The sequence below is a fragment of the Aeromonas sp. A35_P genome (assembly GCF_002259925.1).
Classification (GTDB): Bacteria; Pseudomonadota; Gammaproteobacteria; order Enterobacterales; family Aeromonadaceae; genus Aeromonas; species Aeromonas dhakensis.
This window is the reverse complement of the sequence record NZ_NEVB01000231.1, coordinates 23,105-46,158: the sequence shown is the minus strand read 5'-3', so window position 1 is coordinate 46,158 and position 23,054 is coordinate 23,105. Positions and strand designations below refer to the sequence as shown.

General features: G+C 62.7%; 18 protein-coding genes. 4 read left to right on the top strand and 14 right to left on the bottom strand.

The window, feature by feature from the left end; translation table 11 throughout:
• Positions 1-3 precede the first annotated feature (3 nt).
• The 3 genes from CAK78_RS18460 to CAK78_RS18450 all read right to left on the bottom strand — a co-directional run bounded on the left by CAK78_RS18460 (position 4) and on the right by CAK78_RS18450 (position 2,011).
• The gene (locus CAK78_RS18460; RefSeq protein ID WP_094698247.1) at positions 4-768 is read right to left on the bottom strand and encodes a GNAT family N-acetyltransferase; all 765 of its coding nucleotides are present in this window, start codon (positions 766-768) and stop codon (positions 4-6) included.
• Positions 769-862: 94 nt separating this feature from the next.
• Positions 863-1,240, bottom strand: a complete 378-nt coding sequence (locus CAK78_RS18455) for a VOC family protein (protein ID WP_042051610.1) — start codon at positions 1,238-1,240, stop codon at positions 863-865.
• Between the two features lie 66 nt (positions 1,241-1,306).
• A complete protein-coding gene (locus tag CAK78_RS18450; RefSeq protein WP_094698246.1) occupies positions 1,307-2,011 on the bottom strand; it encodes a helix-turn-helix transcriptional regulator in 705 nt (234 codons plus the stop codon).
• A gap of 236 nt (positions 2,012-2,247) precedes the next feature.
• On the opposite strand from CAK78_RS18450, the gene CAK78_RS18445 reads away from it, so the two are divergent.
• Together CAK78_RS18445 and CAK78_RS18440 are read left to right on the top strand one after the other, a co-directional pair.
• Positions 2,248-2,661 carry an Hsp20 family protein gene (locus tag CAK78_RS18445; RefSeq protein WP_010635612.1) on the top strand — a complete coding sequence of 138 codons (414 nt, stop codon included), beginning with the start codon at positions 2,248-2,250 and terminating at the stop codon, positions 2,659-2,661.
• Between the two features lie 93 nt (positions 2,662-2,754).
• On the top strand, positions 2,755-3,195 hold the full coding sequence (locus CAK78_RS18440; RefSeq protein WP_094698245.1) for an Hsp20 family protein: 441 nt from the start codon (positions 2,755-2,757) through the stop codon (positions 3,193-3,195).
• 93 nt (positions 3,196-3,288) lie between these two features.
• Here CAK78_RS18440 and CAK78_RS18435 read toward each other — a convergent pair whose 3' ends face one another.
• Positions 3,289-4,539, bottom strand: a complete 1,251-nt coding sequence (locus CAK78_RS18435; protein ID WP_094698244.1) for a valine--pyruvate transaminase — start codon at positions 4,537-4,539, stop codon at positions 3,289-3,291.
• 281 nt (positions 4,540-4,820) lie between these two features.
• On the opposite strand from CAK78_RS18435, the gene CAK78_RS18430 reads away from it, so the two are divergent.
• Positions 4,821-5,054: a hypothetical protein gene (locus CAK78_RS18430; RefSeq protein ID WP_094698243.1), complete on the top strand. Its 234-nt coding sequence runs from the start codon at positions 4,821-4,823 to the stop codon at positions 5,052-5,054.
• Here the strand turns inward: CAK78_RS18430 and CAK78_RS18425 are convergent.
• A complete protein-coding gene (locus tag CAK78_RS18425; RefSeq protein WP_094698242.1) occupies positions 4,984-5,808 on the bottom strand; it encodes an AraC family transcriptional regulator in 825 nt (274 codons plus the stop codon). The two genes, CAK78_RS18430 and CAK78_RS18425, sit on opposite strands and share 71 nt — an antisense overlap.
• A 92-nt stretch (positions 5,809-5,900) precedes the next feature.
• On the opposite strand from CAK78_RS18425, the gene CAK78_RS18420 reads away from it, so the two are divergent.
• A complete protein-coding gene (locus CAK78_RS18420) occupies positions 5,901-7,028 on the top strand; it encodes a multidrug effflux MFS transporter (RefSeq protein WP_094698241.1) in 1,128 nt (375 codons plus the stop codon).
• 96 nt (positions 7,029-7,124) lie between these two features.
• Here CAK78_RS18420 and CAK78_RS18415 read toward each other — a convergent pair whose 3' ends face one another.
• From CAK78_RS18415 to CAK78_RS18370, 9 genes are all read right to left on the bottom strand, one after another.
• A complete protein-coding gene (locus tag CAK78_RS18415) occupies positions 7,125-7,808 on the bottom strand; it encodes a response regulator (RefSeq protein WP_017780324.1) in 684 nt (227 codons plus the stop codon).
• Between the two features lie 38 nt (positions 7,809-7,846).
• Entirely contained in the window at positions 7,847-10,435 is a 2,589-nt protein-coding gene (locus tag CAK78_RS18410; RefSeq protein WP_094698240.1) for a sensor histidine kinase, read from the bottom strand.
• 102 nt (positions 10,436-10,537) lie between these two features.
• Positions 10,538-11,065, bottom strand: a complete 528-nt coding sequence (locus CAK78_RS18405; RefSeq protein ID WP_094698239.1) for a potassium-transporting ATPase subunit C — start codon at positions 11,063-11,065, stop codon at positions 10,538-10,540.
• A gap of 60 nt (positions 11,066-11,125) precedes the next feature.
• Positions 11,126-13,183: a potassium-transporting ATPase subunit KdpB gene (gene kdpB / locus CAK78_RS18400; protein WP_094698238.1), complete on the bottom strand. Its 2,058-nt coding sequence runs from the start codon at positions 13,181-13,183 to the stop codon at positions 11,126-11,128.
• A 55-nt stretch (positions 13,184-13,238) separates the two neighbouring features.
• Positions 13,239-14,933 (bottom strand): potassium-transporting ATPase subunit KdpA, encoded by a 1,695-nt coding sequence (kdpA, locus tag CAK78_RS18395; protein ID WP_094698237.1) that lies wholly within the window; start codon positions 14,931-14,933, stop codon positions 13,239-13,241.
• Between the two features lie 396 nt (positions 14,934-15,329).
• A complete protein-coding gene (gene gorA, locus CAK78_RS18385) occupies positions 15,330-16,679 on the bottom strand; it encodes a glutathione-disulfide reductase (RefSeq protein WP_094698236.1) in 1,350 nt (449 codons plus the stop codon).
• A gap of 76 nt (positions 16,680-16,755) precedes the next feature.
• Entirely contained in the window at positions 16,756-18,723 is a 1,968-nt protein-coding gene (locus CAK78_RS18380; protein ID WP_176452850.1) for an ATP-binding protein, read from the bottom strand.
• A gap of 122 nt (positions 18,724-18,845) precedes the next feature.
• Positions 18,846-21,926, bottom strand: a complete 3,081-nt coding sequence (locus CAK78_RS18375) for a multidrug efflux RND transporter permease subunit (RefSeq protein ID WP_094698234.1) — start codon at positions 21,924-21,926, stop codon at positions 18,846-18,848.
• Between the two features lie 15 nt (positions 21,927-21,941).
• Positions 21,942-23,048, bottom strand: a complete 1,107-nt coding sequence (locus tag CAK78_RS18370) for an efflux RND transporter periplasmic adaptor subunit (protein ID WP_094698233.1) — start codon at positions 23,046-23,048, stop codon at positions 21,942-21,944.
• Positions 23,049-23,054 lie beyond the last annotated feature (6 nt).

Here is a 23,054-nt window from a genome sequence, read left to right as displayed (position 1 = left end):
TTATCAGAGCAGTTTGCTCATGATGACCAGATTGTGGGGGAGCTCGGCACGATCGCTAGCTGTGCGGTGACGCAACGCTGGCACTATGTGGTGAATGGTCTGGAAGCCCAGTTTGGCATAGAAGGGCTCGGCGGTCTGGGTACCGAGATTGACCTCGTAAACCCCTTGCTGCGTCAGGTACTCCAGCACGGTATTGGCGAGCCGTATGCCGGTTCCTGCGGGTTGCCCAGGTTGCACCACCACAGTGCCGATATAGGCGTATCGCCGATTGTCTGTGGAGTAGATAGACCCGGACATACCTCCCAGCAGCCCATCATCCTCATCATGCAGCATCAAGACAAAGGTCGGCCGGATTTTGGGATCCTGCTCGTTGACGGCTTCGATATAGAGGGTTTTGCCTGCTGGCTGAGAACCGCAATGCACTCTGAAGATTGCAGTGTGATCCGGGCCTGCGGGCATATGAACGGCCTCGTGCTGATAACCGCTTTGGGTGAGAGGGGTATAGAGCTCCTGATACGTGGTGAGTATCACCACCTCATTGATGAGGCGGCCCTGCTGCCGTTGTTCATCGATCAGCTGATCCAGATAATCGAGCGGAGTACCGAGAAAGCCGGCTTCCGGGTAGTGGACGATGACGTTGGGGTTGAAGCCAAACTCCTGCTCACGCAGTTGCAGCAGGGCAAAAAGAGCCAACTGCTTCTCGCTCAGTTCATCGGCTGTGCAGTTATCTGGCTGATACAGTTTCAGTGGATTATGTCGAGTGGTCATTGTTTATCCATAAAATGATGCGCGCAGATGATAACACAGCCGATGGGATGGGCACGTTCCACGTGAAACATGGCTCTGTCTTGATGGTGCCGGCTCAACCCAGTTCGGGGGCCGGGCAGTAGAGACGCAGGCGATGGCCGTCCGGATCGAGGGCCATACAGGTGTAGCCAAACTCCATCCGGGTCGGTGCCTGGATCAGGGTGAGCCCGCGCGCCTGCCACTCCGCAGACTGGCGATCGACGGCGGCATCATCGGGGAGGGCGAAGGCCAGCTCCATGGCCCCGGCAGTTTGGGTCACGGCGGGTTCGACCGTGGCGCTGGACCAGAGTGCCAGTCTGGCGCCTGACTCGAACACGAACATGGTAAAGGTGGGGGACTCTTCTACCGGTGGGCGGCCGAACAGCTCGCGGTAAAAGAGGGCGCTGCGGGTCGGGTTGGCAACGTAGAGGATGGTGAACTGGGGGACTAACATGGTGATGCTCCTTGCTGATGAGATGGCGCATCGGCGCCGACCCCATCAGCATGGCGCCGCCTGCTGTCAGTTTCTGTCAGCAATGAATCTGGGTTGCGGGATCTGCTGGCTGGCGCGCCACTCCTTGAGCAACCGTTCCCGATTGCCAGGATAAGGTTCCGCCTCCAGCCGCATCGCGCTGATCCTGTCCACCCGAAAGTGGCGAAAGCCCTGGCGCAGCTCGCACCAGGCCACCAGTATCCGCACCTGGTCGAAGTAGCCGAGGGCACAGGGCCAGACGGTGCGCTCCGAACTCGCTTCCTTGAGATCCCGATAGCTCAGGGTCACCTTGCGCTGCTGGCGGATGGCGCTGCGCAGCGGAGCCTCATCGACGGGGCTGTCACCGCGAGAGGTGCCGATCAGCAGGGCATTGGCATGCAGCTGTTGGCGGTAGTCGGTGGGCAGCACGGCCTCTATCTTGGCCAGCGCGCTGCTGGCGGCGGTACTGAGGGCATGATCGGCATGGGCCGCCACCCAGCGTGAGCCCAGTACCAGCGCATCCAGCTCCTCTTCGCTGAACATCAGCGGCGGCAGCATGAAGCCGGGGCGCAGCACATAGCCGATACCCGCTTCCCCCTCGATATGGGCGCCCTGTGCCTGCAGGGTGGCGATATCCCGATAGAGGGTGCGCAGACTGATACCAAGCTGGCTGGCCAGCTCGCTGCCGGTAATGGCGTAGCGGTGGCCGCGCAGCAGTTGCAGCAGGGCCAGCAGGCGTTCGGAACGGGACATGATGCGACTCCTCAAGATCTCCGCTCAGGGTGCCATGTTTGTGACTGGAGGAGGAAGCCCAATGAGGAAAAAGCCAGCAAATGGGCGGAGAGAAGATTTTTCGATCAGAGCCCTTGAAAGCCGAAAGCGGGCCCCTATATAGATAACAAGGCCGGAACGCTCGACAGAGGTTTCGACCAGGCGCCCGTCCATAAGGAGGGCAAGCAATCGGTTATCGCTCAAAAGAGGATAATACTATGCGTTCTATCGACTTTTCTCCGCTCTATCGTTCTGCCATCGGTTTCGATCGTCTGGCCAATCTCATCGAGTCTGCCGCCAGCAATGGCAATGCCGGATACCCCCCCTACAACATCGAGCAGCTAGGTGACAGCGATTACCGCATCAGCATGGCGGTGGCGGGCTTTACCCAGGAAGAGCTGGAGCTGAGCTTCCAGGAGAATCTGCTGACGGTGAAGGGCAACAAGCAGGCCGACACCGAGCGTAACTATCTCTATCAAGGCATAGCCGAACGCGGCTTCGAGCGTCGCTTCCAGCTGGCCGACTATGTGCGGGTGAAGGGGGCCGACCTGAAAAACGGTCTGCTGCACATCGACCTGGTGCGTGAAGTGCCCGAGGCGATGAAGCCCCGCAAGATCGAGATCAACGGCTGACAGCCTGACCTCGTTGCATTGTTGATGTTTCCCGGGTGCCGATTGACGGGCCCGTGGAGAGTAAACCCTGTTGCTTTATAGAAGGATAGGATCATGCGTAACCTCGATTTTTCTCATCTCTATTCCAATGCCGTCGGCTTCGAACGGATGGCCCGTGAGCTGGAAGGCCTGTTCGATCAGAAGACCTCGGCCTACCCCCCGTACAACATTGAGAAGCGCGATCACGACGGTTACCTCATCACGGTTGCCGTGGCCGGTTTCGATCGCAATGAGCTGGAGCTAGAGACCGAAAACGGCACCCTCAAGGTGAAGGGACGCAAGGTCGCCACCATGGGTGAGCGCCAGTTCCTCCATCAGGGGATCGCCGAGCGGGACTTCGAGCTCGCCTTCAAGCTGAGCCAGCATGTAGAGGTGCAGGGCGCCAAGCTGGAGCATGGTCTGCTGACCATAGAGCTGGCGCGCGAGCTGCCGGAGGCGCTCAAGCCCCGCGCCATCCCCATCGGCAAACCCGAGCAGCTGGCGCTGCCCGGCTAAACAGTACCGCTGACCAGTTGATAGAAGAGAGGCCTGCATTCGCAGGCCTCTCTGTTTTTGTATCGCCTGACTGGCTTAGCTGGCTTAGCTGGCTTAGCTGGCGTAGAGGGCGTTGATCTCGTCGGCGAGAATGGTGATGCCGCGGCGTACCAGCTCCTCGCTCTGGGAGTAGTTGAGGCGGATGCATTCCCGGCTGTGACGCCACTCCGGGTCGTCGATGCCGGGGAAGAAGTAGTGACCCGGCACGATCAGCAGGTTCTTCGCCTTCAGTCGCTCATACAGCTCCTGACAGTGGATCGGCAGGTCTTCGAACCAGAGCCAGAGGAAGAGGGCACCTTCCGGTTTGTGGATGTGGAAGCGCGAGTCGGGGATGGCTTCGCGCAGCAGCTGCACCGCCAGCTCCGCCTTCTGCCGATAGAAGGGTTTCACCACCTGCTCGCTGAGGGCGATGATCTCGCCGCTCTCGATCATCGGGATGGTGATGGCTGGGCCCAGACTGCCCGGTGCCAGATTGATGATGCCACTCAGGTTGGTGATGGCCTGAATGATCTTCTCGTCGGCGATGACGATGCCGCAGCGAGTTCCCGGCAGGCCGAGCTTGGAGAGGCTCATGCAGAGGATGGTGTTGGCGTTCCAGAATGGCTTGGCCTCGCTGAAGATGATGCCAGGGAAGGGGACGCCATAGGCATTGTCGATCAGCAGTGGAATGCCCTTGTCGCGGGCGATCTGATCGAGGTGCTCGATCTCTTCATCGGTCAACACGTTGCCGGTCGGGTTGGTCGGCCGGGAGACGCAGATCACCCCGATGTCGTCACCCACCTGCAGGCTCTCGAAGTCCACGTGGTACTTGAACTGGCCGTCGGGCAGTTTCTCGATGGTGGGCTTGTAGGCCACGAAGTAGTCGTCCGCCAGTGCCGAGTCGGCATAACCGATGTACTCGGGAGCGAGCGGGAACAGCACCTTCTTCTTGCGGCCATCGGCAAATTCGCCCGCCAGCAGGTTGAACAGATAGAAGAAGGCGTTCTGGCTGCCGTTGGTCAGGGCGATGTTGCGGGCGGAGATCTCCCAACCCAGCTCCTTGCTGAGCAGGGCCGCCAGCGCCTTGGTGAACCTGTCCTTGCCTTGGGGGCCGTCGTAGTTGGCCATCGCCTTCACCAGCTCGCCGTTGTCGAGCAGGCTCTTGGCCTCGGCCTGAAAGCGTTCCAGCATGGCGGGGATGGGGGCCGGATTGCCGCCACCCAGCATGATGGCGTCCGGATTGGTCAGCCCCTGATTAAGGTCATCCATGAGTTGGGTAATACCGGCATGGCGAGTGAACTTCTCGCCGAACAAGGAAAATTCCATTCGGTGACAGATCCAGAGTCAGTTACGGGGGACTAGCACCATAGCTCAGTTTAAAAGCGGGTGTCGATCAAAAAGATGGGACGTTCCACGTGGAACAGCAGGCAAAATCTAGTGTGGTGAAAATGACCACTTGTTGGTTCAATCCTGACTACAGGCTGTTTTCCAACTGGCGCCACTTCTCATCTAAAAGCAATTAATTCGAATAAAATCATTGTGTTATATATTTGGCACGACAATTGGAATAGCTATCTGGTCATCTCAACCACACCGGAGCACACCAGATGAAAATCCTGATCGCAACCTTGATTGCCAGCAGCCTGAGCCTGAACGTCATGGCCGACGAATACCCCAGACCCGAACTGGACAGCGTCAAGCTGGAGCAGGAGGTTTTGGCCCAGCAGCAGCAGGCCTCCCTTGCCGTGGTGGCGGAAGCCATCCACAACCTCAAGCCGCTGGCGCTGGAGACCCTGGTGGTGGAGGCGAGCTCGGCCGATGCGACTCACCCCGAGAGTTGAGATAGCGCAACGGGGTCTGCCCCGTGTACTGCCTGAAGAAGCTGATGAAGGCGCTGTCGCTGGCGAACTCCAGCGCAGCCGCCACCCGGCTGATGGGCTCGGCTTCTGCCAGCAGCTCCAGCGCCCGCAACAGTCGCCACTGTTGGCGCCAGGCCTGGTAGCTCATACCGGTCTCCCGCATGAAGATGCGGCCTATGGTTTTGTCACTGGCACCCACCCGTTCGGCCAGCCGGTTGAGCCGATCGGGCAGGGCGTCGCCCTGTTTCACCTCCTGCAGCCAGCCGGCCAGTCGCACGTCTGACGGCAACGGCAGCTGCCAGGATTCCCGCGGCGCTTGCGCCAACTCCTCTTTCAATAATGCCAGCGTACAGGTCTGCTCTGCCTCCGGCTTGTCCCACGGCCAGAGCGCCATCCGTTCGATGATCTCCCGCAGCAGTGGGTTGACCGCCAGCACCCCCATCACGGTCGGCAAGCCGGGTTCGGGTTTGAAATAGAGGGAGCGATAGGCCACCACCCCGCGCATCAGCACCCGATGGGGCAGACCTGCCGGCAACCAGGCGGCCCGCGTCGGTGGCAGCAGGCAGACCTGATCGTCCAGCTCTATGGTCATGCAGCCAGCCTGGGCGAACAGCAGCTGATGGCGCCTGTGCTGATGACGCCCCGAGTTGTGCCAGCCGAGGGCGGCGGCGATTCCGATGGCACTGCCGTCGTGCTGGTCAGGATCAAAAGAGTGATCGGGAGGAATGAAGGCCATGTGTCCGATTCTTGATGTTTATAGTCCTGCTTATTGTAATCGGACAATCGAAGGCGCTCTAGAATGATGGCCTCTTGTGAAGGAGGTTTGTCATGAACAACAAGTTGCCACCGCTCTGGCTGGTGGTTGGACTGATGATGTTTCCCCAGATAGTGGAGACCATCTACAGCCCGGTACTGACCCATATCGCCACTGAGTTTCGGGTGAGCGAAGGGCAGGCATCCCAAACCCTGTCGGTCTATTTTCTGGCGTTTGCGGCGGGCGTGGTCTGCTGGGGTCGGTTGTGTGATCTCATCGGTCGGCGCCCCGCCATGCTGGCGGGGTTGCTGACCTATGGCGCCGGCACCCTGCTGGCGTTGCTGGCCACCCAGTTTGAAACCTTGCTGCTGGCCCGGGTCATTGCGGCCTTCGGTGCCGCCGTGGGATCCGTGGTGACCCAGACCATGCTGCGCGACAGCTATCAGGGCAGCGATCTGGCGCGGGTCTTCTCGGTGATGGGCATAGCGCTCTCCCTCAGCCCTGTGCTGGGGCTGGTGAGCGGCGGCCTGCTGGCCGATGGTTTTGGTTATCTCGGGGTATTTGGCGCCCTGCTGGCACTGGCAATCGGCTTGTGGCTGATGGCCTGCCGGCAGTTGCCGGAAACCCGGCCGATCACCACCCAGCGAGTGGCACTCTGGCCGCTGGCATGTCGGATGGTGCGTGATAGCGGTTTGTGGCGCAGCGCCGCTCTGGTGGCGCTGTTCAACACCATGCTGTTCGGCTACTACAGTCTGGCGCCGTTTCTGTTTGCCGGGCTGGGGTTGAGCGCGGGCGAGTTTGGTTACTCCGGTGTCGTGCTGGCACTGGCGACCCTGGGGGGGAGTCTGCTCAACAAGCGTCTGTTGGGACTTGGCTGGTCGCCTGCCTCCCTGATCAGGCTCGCCGCCGTGCTGGCGCTGGGTTCCGGCTGGCTGGTGTGGGCCAGCCAGGCTTCACTCTGGTTTCTGCTGCCCATGATGGGGGTAGTGGTGGCGTACGGGCTGGCGATCCCCAATGTGCTGAGTCAGGCGCTGCTGGCCTATCGGGAGGTGGCAGGCAGTGCCGGTGCCCTGTTCGGGCTCGGTTACTACCTGCTGCTCAGCCTGGGGTTGGCGGTTGCAGCCAGCTTGCAGGATCTCGGTCTGCTGCTCGGTGGCTGCGGTCTGTTGGCACTCTGCTGTGGTTGGCGTCGTTCCACGTGAAACATCAGCTGCCGATAAAACGGTAACCGATGCCGGATTCGGTCTCGATGAGGGTGGGTTGCTGGGAATGTTGCCGCCCAGCTTCTTGCTGCAATATCAGCTGCCGATAAAGCGGTAGCCGATGCCGGATTCGGTCTCGATAAGGGCGGGGTCTTGAGGGTTATCCCCCAGCTTCTTGCGCAGGCTGGCGATGACGATGCGCAGGTAGTGGGTGTCCTCCTTGTGGCTCGGGCCCCAGATGTCGTTGAGCAGCTGGGTCTGCAGCACCAGCTTGCCGGGGTGGCACACCAGGGCCTGCAGCAGGGCGAACTCCTTGCGGGAGAGAGCCACCTCTTCCTCCCCCAGGGTGACCCTGTGGCTGCTGCTGTCCAGGGTCAGTCCACACTGGGGGAAGTGGCGGCACTCACCGCTGCTGACCCCGGCCCGCTGGCGCAGCAGCACCCGGATACGGGCCATCATCTCGCCGACGCCAAACGGCTTGCTCATGTAGTCATTGGCTCCGGCATCCAGCAGGCGCACCTTCTCCTGCTCCGAGTCCCGCGCCGACAGCACCAGTACCGGATGCTGATGGTGCTCGCGAATGGCCTGCAACACCTGGAGGCCATCCCCATCCGGCAGACCCAGATCCAGGATCACCAGGTCGGGGTTGAGGTGGCGATACTGCGCCACACCCTCGTTGACGCCGACCGCCTCGCTGACCTGATGGCCTTCGGCGATCAGGCTGATCCGCAAAAAACGGCGGATGGCCGCCTCGTCATCGATGACCAGTATGTGAGCCATTCAACCTCCAGCTCGCTGATGAAAAAGGGCGGCGACCATCAGGCCGCCGGAGCATTGAGGGCCAGCGGCAGGGAGATGCGCATGCAGGTACCGTTGCCGTTGGGGCCGGAAAAGGCCCAGATGCGGCCCCCATGGACCTCTATCATAGCGCGGGAAATGGCGAGGCCAAGCCCGGTACCACGGCTTCCGCAATCACCGACCGGCTGGGTGTAGAAGAGATTGAAGATCTTGTCGCGGTCTGACTCGGCGATGCCGACCCCGATATCTATGATGTCGATGATGAGGTCGGGGTCCGCCAGCATCACCTTGAACTCGATGGGGGTGCCGGCCGGCGAGTAGCGGGAGGCGTTGTCGAGGATGTTGACCAGCACCTGCTCGATCAGGGCGCCGTGCACATAGAGCCGGGGGATCTGCTGATCGAAGTGCACCAGCAGCTTGTGCTGGCGCCAGGAGGAGTCGAGCCGGCGGCGGGCATTCTCCACCAGATCCGCCAGATCGACCCAGTCCCGTTTCAGCTGGAAGTCGGGTGAGCCGATGCGGGTCATGTCCAGCAGGTTCTGCACATAGCTGTGCAGGCGGCGCGCCTCTTCCTGCACCGAGTGCAACAGCTCGCTGCGGTCTTCGCTGCTGATCCGGTCACCATATTCCAGCAGGGTGCTGCCGGCCCCCATGATGGTGGCGAGCGGCGTCTTCAAATCGTGGGAGACAGAAGAGAGCAGGGCGGCGCGCATCCGGTCGGTCTCCGCCTGCAGCTGGCTGTCGGCCAGCCGCTCATTGAGATCGATCCGCGCCAGCGCGGCGCGAATGTCGGTGAGCAGCGCCTGCAGCTGATGCTCGGCTGAGGAGGCGAGCGGATTGGCCAGCAGTATGCCCAGCACCAGCTCATCGCTGAGGTGATGGTACTGGGCCTCGGCCGCGTTGAGGGTGGCGGTGTGGGCGCCGGCGCTCTGCTTCTGGGCCAGACACCAGTCGATGGCCGCCTTGTCGGTCTGCCCCGGCTTGTGCTCGGTCGAGCCGGCCCAGTACTGGTAGTGCCGATCGAGGGCAAACACCGGTTGGCCCAGTGCCAGCGAGATGGCCTGGCTCCCTTGCCTGAGCACCTCGACCGGGCTGCTGGCGGTGGCCAGCCCCTGACTCAGGGAGAGCAGGGCGTTGCCCAGCTGCTGGGTCTCGCGCAGGCCGACCAGCTGCTGGCGCTGACGGGAGGCGAGCCGTCCGGCAGTGATGCCGACGATGAGCAGCACGAACAGGGTGAGCAGGTCACTGTGGCTGGCGACGCTGAGGGAGAAGTAGGGGACGGTGAACAACAGGTTGTGGCCGACGAAGCCCAGCACGGCGGCCAGGATGGCGGGCACCAGGCTGGTGGTGAGCGCGGTGGCCAGTACCCCCAGCACGAACAGCATGGGCAGGGAGGCGGGCGGCAGCCAGTGGGATAGCCCCCAGACGGCGGCCGAGGTGGTCCCCATGATGGCCACCGCCAGCAGGCTCTGGCGAATGTCCTTGGGGTGGAGCGGTTGCAAGCCCAGGCTGGGCTTGCGCTTCTCGGTATCCACCAAGGTGATCTCGAGCCCCTGTGCCTGCCTGAGCAGATGCTGCACCAGGGAGCGGCGCCACGGCGCCTTGTGAGGTTTGCCCAGCAGCAGCTGCGACACCTGCTGCTGTTCGGCCGTCTCCAGCAGGGCGTCGGCCACCGCCGGGCTGGAGAGGGTCAACACCTTGGCACCCAGCTGGGAGGCGAGCGCCAGTGCCTGCTCCTGCTCGGCGGAACGCTGCCCCTTGCTGTCGACGTGCACCACCAGCCAGGGCAGCTGGCGGCGCTGGGCGAAGCGGTGGCCGTAGCGCACCAGGGCGGCGCCGTGCTCGTCGCCGAGGCAGACCATCAGCTTGCCCCGCAGCGGCAGTGTGGTCTTGCCGGCAGCCTGCCACTGCAGTTGCAGATCCCCCTCCACGTGGCTGGCGGCGGTCTGCATCGCCAGCTCCCGCAGGGCGGTCAGGTTGTTGAGGGAGAAGAAGGACTGCAGGGCGGCCTTGGCCTGGTGGGGTACATAGACCTTGCCCTCCTTGAGACGGCCGAGCAGCTCCTTGGGGGGCAGGTCGATCAGCACCAGGCTGTCGGCCTCCAGCAGCACCTGATCCGGCAGGGTCTCCTTGACCCTGACCCCGGTCAACTGCCACACCAGATCGTTGAGGCTCTCCAGGTGTTGCACGTTGAGGGTGGTGTAGACGTCGATGCCGGCGCCGAGCAGCTCCTCCACATCCTGCCAGCGCTTCTCGTGGCGGCTGCCGGGGGCGTTGCTGTGGGCCAGCTCGTCCACCACGGCGATGGCGGGTTTGCGCGCCAGCAGGCCGTCCAGATCCATCTCCTCCAGCCGCTGTTGGCGGTGCAGGTGCAGCTTGCGCGGCTGGATGGCGAGCTTGTCGAGCAGGGCTAGGGTCTCCTGGCGACCGTGGGTCTCGACCACCCCGATCAGGATGTCGACCCCCTCTCTGGCCTGTTCCCGCACCGCCTGCAGCATGGCGTAGGTCTTGCCCACACCGGGGGCCGCGCCGAGAAACACCTTCAGCTTGCCCCTGTGCTCCTGTTCCAGGCTCGCCAGCAGGGCGTCCGCCCTCACTTCATCACGCATCCCCGCGCTCCCGTTGCATCGGCCGAACCGCGGCCGTGACCTCATTGCTCATGCTTGTCCCCGTTGTCGAAAGGGAGCCTTCCCGAACGGCAAGGAGCGCCCTCAGGCGCCCTTTTGATGATCGAGTTGCAGGTTCAACTGGAGAATGTTGACCACCTGCGGGCCAAGGATACCAGCTTGTGTCGCCGACTTGACCAGCTCCGTCAGCCGAACGGGATCCAGTCCCCGTTGCCCGGCAACCCGCTCTACCTGAGCCAGCACCGCGTCGAGCGGCAGATGGGGGTCGAGGCCGGAGGCGGAGCGGGTCAGCAGGGCGGGGACCCTGGCTTCCGGCTGCGCCCTGGCCGCCGCGGCGGCAAACTCGGCCCGCAGCGGCGAGCTCATCCCCAGGTTGCTGGCGCCTCCGCCTATGGTGGCGAAGTCGCTGGCGGAGGGGCGAGAGTGGAAGTAGTCGGCCCGCTCGAACTTCTGTGCCAGCAGGGCGCTGCCGACCACCTGCTGCTTGTCGTTGGTGAGCAGGCTGCCGTTGGCCTGCCAGGGGAAGAGAAGCTGGGCCAGCCCGGTGACGGCCAGCGGATAAGCCACCCCCAGCAGCAGGGTCAGGGTCAGCAGGGTTCTGATTGCTATCATGATTTTCTTGCTCCAAATGCGTTGAGTGGATGCGGGTCTGCCCCGCATCCGGTGATGCCGTTACACCAGCCCCAGGCCGGTGATGACCAGGTCGATCAGCTTGATGCCTATGAAAGGCACTATCAGGCCGCCGACACCGTAGATCAGCAGGTTGCGGCGCAGCAGGCTGGCGGCCGAGCCCTGCAGGCTGACCCCGCGCAGGGCCAGCGGCACCAGTGCGACGATGATCAGGGCGTTGAAGATGATGGCCGACAGGATGGCGCTCTCGGGGCTGCCCAGCTGCATCAGGTTCAACACCCCCAGCTGCGGATAGGCGGCGATGAACAGGGCCGGCAGGATGGCGAAGTACTTGGCCACGTCGTTGGCGATGGAGAAGGTGGTCAGGGCGCCGCGGGTCACCAGCAGCTGCTTGCCCACCAGCACCACGTCCAGCAGCTTGGTGGGGTTGGAGTCGAGATCCACCAGGTTGCCCGCCTCCTTGGCGGCCTGGGTCCCCTCGTTCATGGCCAGGCCCACGTCGGCCTGGGCCAGCGCCGGGGCGTCGTTGGCGCCGTCCCCGCACATGGCGACCAGCCGGCCGTCGGCCTGCTCCTGGCGGATGTAGGCCAGCTTCTTCTCCGGTGTCGCCTCGGCGATGAAGTCGTCTACCCCGGCCTCGGCGGCGATGGCGGCGGCGGTCAGCGGGTTGTCGCCTGTGATCATCACGGTGCGGATCCCCATGTGGCGCAGGATCTGGAAGCGGGCCTTGATGCCCGGCTTGATGATGTCCTTGAGGAACACCACCCCCAGCAGCTTCTCGTGGGTACAGACCAGCAGCGGGGTGCCGCCCTGGCGAGCGATGTTGTCCACCGACTTGAGGATGGGCTCGGGCACCGCCTTGCGATCGAGGGAGAGGTAGCGCAGCACGGCATCCACCGCCCCCTTGCGATAGTGATGACCGTTGCGATCCAGCCCGCTCAGCCGGGTCTCGGCGCTGAAGGGGATCAGGATGTCGCTCTCCAGCTGGCTCGGTCTGGTGTGGCTCTTGCCAGCCAGGGTCAGGATGGACTTGCCCTCCGGCGTGTTGTCACCGAGCGAAGCCAGCATGGCGGCCTGGGCCAGCAGGGCCGGATCGATACCGGGGGCCGGGATCAGCTCATCCGCCATCCGGTTGCCGAAGGTGATGGTGCCGGTCTTGTCCAGCAGCAGGGTGCGCACGTCTCCGGCGGCCTCCACCGCCCGGCCCGACTTGGCGATGACGTTGAGCTTCACCAGCCGGTCCATGCCGGCGATGCCGATGGCGGAAAGCAGACCACCGATGGTGGTCGGGATCAGGGTGATGAACAGGGCCAGCAGGTAGAGCCGGGGCACCTGGGTGCCGTTGTAGTCGAGGAACCAGGGCAGGGTGGCTACCACCAGCAGGAAGATCAGGGTCAGTCCCACCAGCAGGGCGTCCAGCGCCATCTCGTTGGGGGTCTTCTGGCGCTTGGCCCCTTCCACCAGCGCAATCATGCGATCCAGCGTGCTTTCACCCGGATTGTTGCTGATGCGCACCCAGATCTCGTCGGAGACGACGGTGGTGTTGCCGGTCACGCCGCTGCGATCGGTGCCCGACTCGCGGATGACGGGGGCGGATTCCCCTGTGATGGCGGCCTCGTTGACCGAGGCGATGCCGGCGACCACTTCGCCGTCGGCGGGGATCATCTCGCCGCTGCGCACCAGCACCAGATCGCCCTTGCGCAGGCTGGTGGCCGGCACCCACTCCCCCTTGTCATCCTGCGGATGGGTGACCCGGCGCGCCCTGAGCTGGCTCATGCCGGCCTTCAGGCTGTCGGCTCGCGCCTTGCCGCGCCCCTCGGCCAGGGTCTCGGCGAAGTTGGCAAACCAGAGGGTGAGCCAGAGCCAGGCGGTCAGCTGCCAGGCCAGCGAAGGGGCGACGCCGGAGACAGGCTGCCCCAGCAGGGATTCCACGCTGGCCATCACGGCCGCCAGCCAGAGGGTGAACAGGATGGGGCTACCGAGCAGCGCCTTGGGGTTGAAGCGATAGAGGGCTTCCACCATGGCCTGCATGATCTGTGATTTCTGTTTTTTGCCCTTCACCTTGAGGGTGTCGGTGCTCATTGAAGCGGACTTGCTCATTGGAAAGCTCCCAGCATCGAATAGTTGACCACGGCGATCAGTGAGGTGTGCAGCATCAGAAGGCACCTCCCAGCAGGCTCAGGTGTTCCGCCACCGGGCCCAGCGCCAGCACCGGCAGGAAGGAGAGACCCCCCATCAGCAGCACGGTGACGATCAGCAGGGTGATGAAGAGCGGGCCGCTGACGGGGAAGTCCCCCTCGCTTCGCTCCTGGCGCGGGGCGCGGGCCAGTTGGCCGGCGATGGCCAGCACCGGAATGATGTAGCCGAAGCGACCGAGCAGCATGGCCAGCCCGATGGCGATGCACTGCCAGCTGTCGGCGGCGGCCAGGCCGGCGAAGGCGGAGCCGTTGTTGCCGGCGGCCGAGGCATAGGCATAGATCAGCCGGGACAGGCCGTGGGGGCCGTCGTGACCGATGACGGTGGCGGAGTCCGGCATCAGCAGGGTAATGCCGCCGATCACCAATACTCCGACCGGCATCACCAGCATGCTGGCGACCACCCATTTCATCTCGGTGATGCCGAGCCGTTTGCCCAGATAGGTCGGGGTCCGCCCCACCATCAGGCCGCACAGGAACACGGTCAGCAGCACGAACAGCATCATGCCGTAGATGCCGGAGCCGACCCCGCCGAAGATGACCTCGCCGAGCAGCATGTTGATCATGCCGACCATGCCGCCGAGAGGTGTGAAGCTGTCGTGCATGGCGTTGACCGAGCCGTTGGAGGCGCTGGTGGTCGCCACTTCCCAGATGCTGGAGAGCAGGGGGCCGAAGCGGCTCTCCTTGCCTTCCCAGTTGCCGGCCATGTTGCTGGCGTCAGTGGTGAGCTGGGCGAGGGCTGGGTCCGGTTTCAGCTCCTGGGTGATGGAGACGAAGAGCCCGATCACCATCATCAGGGTCATGGCGACGAGGATGGCGCGGCTGTGGGCCAGGTCCTTCACGTAGCGACCCAGGGTGCAGACCATGGCGGCGGCCAGCGTCAGCAGGGCGATCATCTCCAGCCAGTTGGAGAGGGCGGTCGGGTTCTCGAACGGATGGGCCGAGTTGACGCCGAAGAAGCCGCCGCCGTTGGAGCCGAGCTGCTTGATGGCGATCTGGGAGGCGGCCGGGCCGAGCGGCAACAGCTGCTCCTGGCCTTCCAGGGCGTGGAACGGCAGGTAGGCCGACAGGCTCTGGGGTACCCCCTGCCAGACCAGCAGTAGCGCCAGGATCAATGCCATCGGCAACAGCACGTAGAGGCAGAAGCGCACCAGATCCTGCCAGAAGTTACCGAGGTGGGTGGTCTGCTGGCGGGCGATGCCGCGGAACAGGGCGATGGCAACGGCGGCGCCGGTGGCGGCGGAGACGAAGTTCTGGGTGGTGAGCCCCACCATCTGGCTGAAGTAGGAGAGGCTGGCCTCGCCGGAGTAGGCCTGCCAGTTGGTGTTGGTCATGAAGCTGACCGCGGTGTTGAAGGCGAGTTGCCAGTTCAGCCCGGGCAGCTGTTGCGGGTTGAGGGGCAGCAGCCCCTGCGCCAGCAGGATCAGGAACAGCAGGCCGAAGCCGGCACCGTTGAAGGCCAGCAGGCTGAGGGCGTAGGACTTCCAGTCCTGCTCGCGCCCGTCCGTGCCGCAGCAGGCCAGGGTGGCGCGCTCGACGGGAGCCAGCCAGCGACTCTTGCCCTCAAACACCCGATACAGGTAGTTGCCAAGCAGAGGCGCCGGCAGCAGCACCAGCAGTACGAACGCGACGGGATAGATGATCTCTTGCCACATATCCGGTTCCTCACTCATGGGTGCGCGCAAGGGCGCGCAGCAGATAGCCCGCGAGGGCGAGGACCAGCAGCAGATATAGCCAATTCATATCGACTCCATTGGTGTAATTGACGACCAAATGGTAGGAATAACCGGCGTAAAGGCGCCATAAAGCCGGATTTGGCAGGCGTAAAATCGGCGTAAAAAATCAGGTGTGGACGCTATTTGGGGGAGGAGAAAGATCGAAAAACCCGGCCTGAGCCGGGTTTGGTTGCAAGTCGCTGTGACTGACCTGATAGTGACAGGCCAGCTTCAAACATGCTTATCGCATGGTGACAAACTCTTCCGCACTGGTGGGATGAAGAGGGAGAACGCAGTTGTCGAGACCGTCCTCGAGTTTCTCCCCTCACACGGCCATCAGCGCATCGTCACAAACTCTTCTGCGCTGGTTGGATGGATGGCGACACAGTTGTCGAAGTCCGCCTTGGTGGCGCCCATCTTCATGGCAACGCCGAAGCCCTGCAGGATCTCGTCCATGGCGAAGCCGATGCCGTGCAGGCCAACCACCTTCTCTTCCGGCCCGACGCAGACCAGCTTCATCCGGGTGGGCTGGCGATGCTGGGTCAGCGCCGAGTACATGGCGGTGAACTGGCTGCGGTAGACCTTGACCTGATCTTCACCGTATTCGGCGACGGCTTCTGGCTCGGTCAGCCCGATGGTGCCGATGGGCGGGTGGCTGAATACCACGGTCGGCACCAGATCGTAGTTGAGGTGTTCGTTTGGCTTGTTGTTGAACAACCGCTCCGAGAGGCGGCGGCCCGCCGCGACGGCCACCGGGGTGAGCTGGATGCGGCCGGTGTTGTCACCCACGGCATAGAGGTTGGCGATGGCGGTATTCTGGAACTTGTCGGTCGGGATAAAGCCCTTCTCGTCCAACTCGATACCGGTTGCGGCCAGATTGAGGTTGTCGGTGGCCGGGACGCGACCGATGGCCCAGATCAGGCAGTCGACGGTGAGGTGGCGACCATCTTCCAGTTGCAGGGTCAGGCTCTCATCGGCGTTTTTGACCACGGCTTTCGGAATTGCGTGGGTGTGCAGCTTGGGTCCTTCCTGCGCCATGATTTCCACCAGGGTCTCGTGGATCATGGGGTCGAAGTTGCGCAGCGGTGCGTGCTTGCGCACCACCAGGTGGGTCTCGGAGCCGAGGGCCTGCATCACGCCGGCGATCTCCACCGCGATATAACCGGCACCCACCACGGCGACCCGTTTGGGCTGTTCTTGCAACTCGAAGAAGCCGTCGGAGTCGATGCCCAGTTCGGCACCCGGAATGGCCGGCACTTCGGGGCGGCCACCGGTGGCGATCAGTATGTGATCGGCGCTGTACTGCTCGCCATTCACCTCGATGGTGTTGCTGCTGACGAAGCGGGCAAAGCCCTTGATGACGGTGATCTGGTTCTTGCCCAGCACGTTCTGGTAGGACTGATGAATGCGGCCGATGTAGGCCTGGCGGGACTCGACCAGCTTGGCCCAGCTGAAGTGGTTGAGAGTGGTGTCGAAGCCGTAGTCGGCGCCATATTTCAGGGCATCGGCGATCTGGCCGGCATACCACATGGCCTTCTTCGGCACGCAGCCGACGTTGACGCAGGTTCCACCCAACTCTTTGGCTTCAATCAGGGCAACTTTCTTACCGTACATGGCAGCCCGGTTGGCCGAGGCGATGCCGCCGCTGCCGCCGCCGATGGCGATATAGTCAAAATGCTGTGCCATTGCGAGGTTCTCCGCTCATTAAGAATGCAATCACAGCATGATGGGGATAAAGCGGCTGGCTCACAAGAGCCAGCACTCAGTTATGTTGGATCGGCAGGCGAATATGGAACTGGGCGCCTTGCTCCGGTTCGCTGATGCAGTTGATGCGACCACGCAGCAGCTGCACCACCAGGTTGTAGATGATGTGGGTGCCGAGCCCGCTGCCGCCCTGGCCCCGCTTGGAGGTGACGAAGGGATCGAAGATGCGCGGCAGTATCTCGGGCGGAATGCCGCGGCCGTTGTCGCTGTAGTCGATCAGCAGCTCTTCACCCTGCTGCTCCACCTTGATGGTGATCTTCTTGGGCTTGTCCCAGTTGTCGAAGCCGTGGTTGATGGAGTTGAGGATCAGGTTTGAGTAGATCTGGGTAAAACTGCCTGGGAAGGAGAAGATCGACAGCTTGGGATCGCACTGGATATCCACCTCGCACTGGGCCTTCTTCAACTTGTGGCCGAGGGAGACCACCACCTGATGCAGGTTGTCGGCGAGGCTGAAGTTGTAGCGCGCCTCGGACGACTGATCCACCGCCACCTGCTTGAAGCTGGCGATGAGCTCGGAGGCGCGGCGCAGGTTGCCCTGCAGCAGCTGCATGGACTCGTCGAGGTTGACGGTGAACTCGTTGAGATAGGAGCGCGACAGCTGCTTGGATTCGATGTGCTGCTTGAAGTCGGCCACCCGCTCCTGCAGGTAGGAGGAGGCGGTCACGCTGATGCCGATGGGGGTGTTGATCTCGTGGGCCACGCCGGCCACCAGAGAACCGAGGGAGGCCATCTTCTCCGACTCCACCAGGGTCTGCTGAGCCTGTTTCAGATCGTCGTAAGCCTTGCCCAGCTGGTCGTTGGCATCGCTCAGGCTGCGGGTACGCTCCACCACCTTGCCCTCCAGCTGTTCGTTGAGCTGGATGATCTCCCGCTCCACCTTCTTGAGGCGGGTGATGTCGTAACCGAAACCGATCAGGTATTTGAGGTTGGGCCCTTCATAGAAGGGGGCGAAGGTCCACTGCAGCACCAGCTCGTGGCCCTGCTGGTCATGCATCATGACCTCTCTGTCCTCGATGGAGCCGTGATCGGCCAGGGAGGCTGCCAGCTGGTCGCGCTGCTCCTTGCTGACGAACAGATCCAGCCAGTTGTGTTGCAGTATCTCCTGCTGGTGGTAGCCGGTCAGCAGGATGGCTGCCGGGTTGATGCTGGCGATGTTGAGATCCGGCTCCATGCAGCAGATGACCATGTTGGCGGAGTTGATCAGGGTGGCGGAGAAGTCCCGCTCCTGCTGCAGCTGTTCGGCAGCCTTGTGGCGTGCTGCAAATTCGTCGAGCAGCCGGGTGCGCATCTGGTTGAGGGTGGCGACCAGGGTATCGAGCTCGTCGGGTTTCTTGCGGGGCAGGGTGCGCCCCTCCAGAGTCAGCTCGTTGGTGAGCCGGTCCAGATTCAACTTCTGGGCGTAGTGGGCGATGCGGTTGATATGACGCACCACCAGGTAATAAATGATGATCAGGATGCAAAACGAGACCACCAAGGTCTTGATGGTCTGGCTGACCATGATGAGCACGGATTTTTCGATGAGGCGCTGGTAGATCTGTTCCAGCGAAGCGGCGACGAATAGCTTGCCCACCACCTCGCCCTGATAGGTGAGGTTGAACTCCTTGGAGATGTCGTAGCTCTCCCGCTCCACCCCTTGGGTCAGCAGCGGCACTTCCGAGTTGCCGAGCATCTCCTTCACCATCACGAACTGCATGTTGGGCAGGTTCATGATGCCCTCTATCTGCACCTTCACCTGCTCTTCATCCAGGTTCCACAGGCTGGCGGCGATGGGCTGCAGGAAGGAGGCCTCTATCTGGCCGATGCTGTCCTCGATCACGGCCACGTCCTTGCGGTAATCCCAGGCAAGCTGCAACACCGTAATGATCAGCGCCAATACGGTACTGCACACCAGAATATAGGAGAGCAGGCGGTATGAGAGTCCGTTACGGCCGACGGCCCTAGCGGTCTTGGAGAAGAGTCCTGACATGGCGTCCTTGCGGTCTGGATATATTGCCATTTAGTTTAACTGCTTCATGCACTTATGTCGTGTTTCGTTCGCGTGATAAAAACAAGGCCCCGAAACGGGGCCTTGTTGATTCAAAAAGGTTTTTAATGACTCCCTTTCGCCTTGGGCGGAATGGATTCATCGAAGACCGGCAACGGTTTGTGTTCGGAGGCCAGGTAGGTGTAGATCACCGGCAGTACGAACAGGGTGAACACGGTACCTATGGCCAGACCGGCCACGATCACGATGCCGATGCTGAAGCGCTGGGCGGCCCCGGCACCCGCGGCATAGAGCAGCGGGATGAGACCGGCGATCATGGCGGCCGTGGTCATCAGGATGGGGCGCAGACGCACCTTGGCGGCGGCCATGACGGCTTCCATCCGGTTGCGTCCGTGCAGCAGCTGCTCCTCTTTCGCCACCTCACAGATCAGGATGCCGTGCTTGGTAATCAAGCCGACCAGGGTGATCAGACCCACCTGGGAGTAGATGTTCATGGTGGCGGCACCCCAGGCCAGCGCGATCAGCGCCCCGCTGATGGCCAGCGGCACGGAGACCATGATGACCAGCGGGTCACGAGCCGATTCGAACTGGATTGCCAGCACCAGGAAGATGATGGCCAGCGCCAGACCGAAGGTGGCGTACAGGGCGCTGCCCTCGGTCACGAACTGGCGGGCCTCGCCCATGAAGTCGTAACGGTAGCCCTGCGGCAGCTTCTCGTCCGCCGTGGTGTTGAGCCAGTTGATGGCGTCACCCATGGTGGTGCCAGGCATCAGCACGGCACCTATGGTGGCCGAGTTGAGCTGGTTGAAGTGGGGCAGGGAGCGCGGCTCGCCGATCACCTCGATGCTGATCAGGCTGCCGAGCGGGATGGACTGGCCGTCGGCCGCCCGCACGTAGTAGCCCTTGATCGACTCGGGGTTGAGGCGGTATTTGCGTTCGACCTGCGGGATCACCTCGTAGGAGCGGCCATCCAGGTCGATGCGGTTGACGTAACCGTCCGACATCATGGTACCCAGGGTGATGCCGATGTCCTGCATGGTGATGCCGTAGGCTCCCGCCTTGTCCTTGTCGATCTTGATCTTCATGGTGGCGGAGTCGTACTGCAGGTCCAGCTCGGAGTAGACGAAGCGTCCGCTCCCCTGGGCTGCGGTCAGGATCTCGCTGGCCACCTGATAGAGGCTCTCGAAGTTGTTCGGCGTGGTGATGACGAACTGCACCGGCAGGCCGCTCGAGGCGCCCGGCAGTTCCGGGAACTGGAAGGTGGTGATGGACATGCCGGGCACGTCTTTCACCAGCCCGGCCACCCGGTCCAGCACCTCTTTCTGGCTCGCTTCACGCTGGCTCCACGGCACCATGGAGGCGATGCCGAACGCCTGGTTGGCGTTGAACACCCCGGAGAAGACCTGGGAGAAGGCCACTTCCGGCTGGGTGTCCAGCACCTTGTTCACCTGCTCCATGGTCCCCTGGATGTAGTCCAGGTTGACGTTGGAGGGGGCGGTCCCCAGCACGGCCATGACGCCCTTGTCCTCGTTCGGCGCGAGCTCGCTCGGGATGAACTTGAACAGCATCGGCAGGCTGGCGAACACGATAACGGCGAACAGCACCACCACGATGCGCTTTTGCATCACGGCGTGCAGCATGGCGTCGTAGCGTACCGTCATGCGCTCCAGCAGGTGGTGTACCGTGCTTTCGAACTTGCCCGGCTCCTCGTTGGCCTTGAGCATCTTGGCGCACATCATGGGCGACAGGGTCAGGGCTATGATGCCGGAGACGAACACGGCGCCCGCCAGGGTCAGCGCGAACTCCTTGAACAGGGAGCCGGTGATGCCCCCCATCAGGGCGATCGGCGCGTATACGGCGGCCAGGGTGACCGTCATGGCGATGACCGGCACGGCGATCTCGCGGGTGCCTATGATGGCAGCACGGAACGGATCTTCCCCCTCCTTGACGTGACGATCCACGTTCTCCAGCACCACGATGGCGTCATCCACCACCAGGCCGATGGCCAGCACCATGGCCAGCAGGGTCATCAGGTTGATGGAGAAGCCGAACATCTGCATCACCATCACCACGCCGATCAGACTGAGCGGGATGGTGATAATCGGGATGATGACCGCGCGGAACGAGCCGAGGAACAGGGTGATCACCACCAGCACGATGGCGGCAGCCTCGGCGATGGTCTTGATCACCTCGTGGATCGATTCGTTGATGGCCACGGTGGAGTCATAGAGGACGTTGGCCTCCATGGTGCTCGGCATGTTGCTCTTCAGGCTCGGCAGCATCGCCAGCACGTCGTGGGCGATGTTGATCGGGTTGGCGGTCGGCGCCGCGTTGATGGCCAGTACCACGGCCTCGCGGCCGTTGGCGGTGGCGCGATAGGTGTCGTGGCTCTTCTCCAGGGTCACCTTGGCGATGTCGGCCAGGCGGATCACCTTGCCGTCACGGGTAGAGACCACCAGGCGCTCGAGCTCCTCCGTGGTGTTGACCTGGGTCTCGGCGTTGCCGTTGTAGAGGGTGAAGTAGCCGGTAGCCTGGCCGGTGGCGGACTGATAGTTGTTGCTGTTGAGCACGTTCATCACGTCCGCGGCGGTCAGGTTGAACGCCGCCATCTTGGCCGGATCCAGCCATACCCGCAGGGCGTACTTGGTACCGCCGTACATGTCGACCTTGGAGACACCGCCGACGGTGAAGAGCTGGGGCTTGATGACCCGCTCCAGGTAGTCGGTGATCTGGCTGGCGTTGAGCTCTGGGCTGGTGAAGCCGATGTAGAGCACCGCCGTGGTGGAGCCGGTGGACATGGTGACCGAGGGGTCTTCCGACTCCTTGGGCAGCTGGGATCGCACCGAGTTGACCTTGGCCAGAATGTCGGACAGGGCGGCGTTGGGATCGGTGTTGAGCTTCATGTAAGCGGTGATGGTGGAGCTGCCGAGCTGGGTGGACGACGTCATGAAATCGATGTTGTCCGCCTGGGCGATGGCCTGTTCCAGCGGCTGGGTGATGAAGCCCTGGATCAGGTCGGCACTCGCGCCGTAATAGCTGGTGCTGACCGTGACGACCGTGTTGGTCATCTCGGGGTACTCGCGCACCTGCATCTTGAACACGGCCTGCAAGCCCAGCAACGCGATCAGAAAGCTGATCGAGATGGCCAGGATGGGCCGTTTGATGAATATGTCGGTAAAGCGCATCTGTCTCTCCGCGTTTTACAGCATGGGAGCCTGGTCAGGAACCTTCAGACCCTGATCCTGCACGATTTTTACCTTGGCGCCGTTGCTCAGGCGTACCTGGCCGGACATGACCACTTCGTCACCCGCCTTGATGCCGGAGACCACGTGAGCATCGTTGCCCTTGCGCTCGCTCACCTTGACCACGACCTGCTCGACGCGCTTGGCGCCGTCCTGCTCCTTGACCAGGTAGACGTTCTCGCCGTACAGGGTGAAGGTGATGGCAGTCTGCGGCAGCACTATCTGATCCTTCTCGGCCGGCAACAGGATGCTGGCGCGGGCAAACATGCCGGAGCGCAGCTGGCCGTCGTTGTTGGGGATGTTCGCCTGCACCTGGATCAGACCGCTCTGGTAGTTGACGGCCGGCTCGATGGCGCTGATGTGACCCTTGAACTGGCGGTTCGGGTAGGCGTCCACGTTGATCCGGATCTCCTGATTCAGGCTGATGCGGGAGATATCGGTCTGCGGCACGGTGAAGCGCAGACGCATCACGCTGGTGTCTTCCAGCCGCACTATGTCGGTGCCCGGCTGCAGGTACTGGCCGAGGAATACATTGCGCAGGCCGACCACACCGGCAAACGGTGCACGCACTTCGCGGCGGGCGATGGTCGATTTCAGGCTCTCGATATCGGCCTCGAGGGAGCGATAGGTCGCCTCGGCATCATCCAGCTGGTCGCGGGAGATGGAACCCTTGGTAAACAGGTTCTGGTAGCGTTCGTACTTGGCCTTGGCCGCCGGCAGCTTGGCCATGGAGGCGCGCAGGTTGGCCTTCTCGACGCTGGCGTCCAGGCTCAGCAGCAGCTGGTCCAGCTTGACGGTGGCGCCGGATTCGAAGGAGATGCTGTCGATGGTACCGGACTGCTCGGTCGACAGGGTCACCCCCTGGTTGGGTTCGATGAAACCGATCGCCTCTATGGTCGGTACCCAGTCGCGGGTCTCCACCTTGTGGGTGGTGACCGGGAACTCGGGCTCCGGCATGTTGGCCATGTAGTTGGCTATCATCTTTTGCTTGAACAGGTTGAAGCCAATCACGCTGCCGAACAGGGCCAGCGCGATGAGCAACATGATGCTCATCCACTTTTTCATGAACTC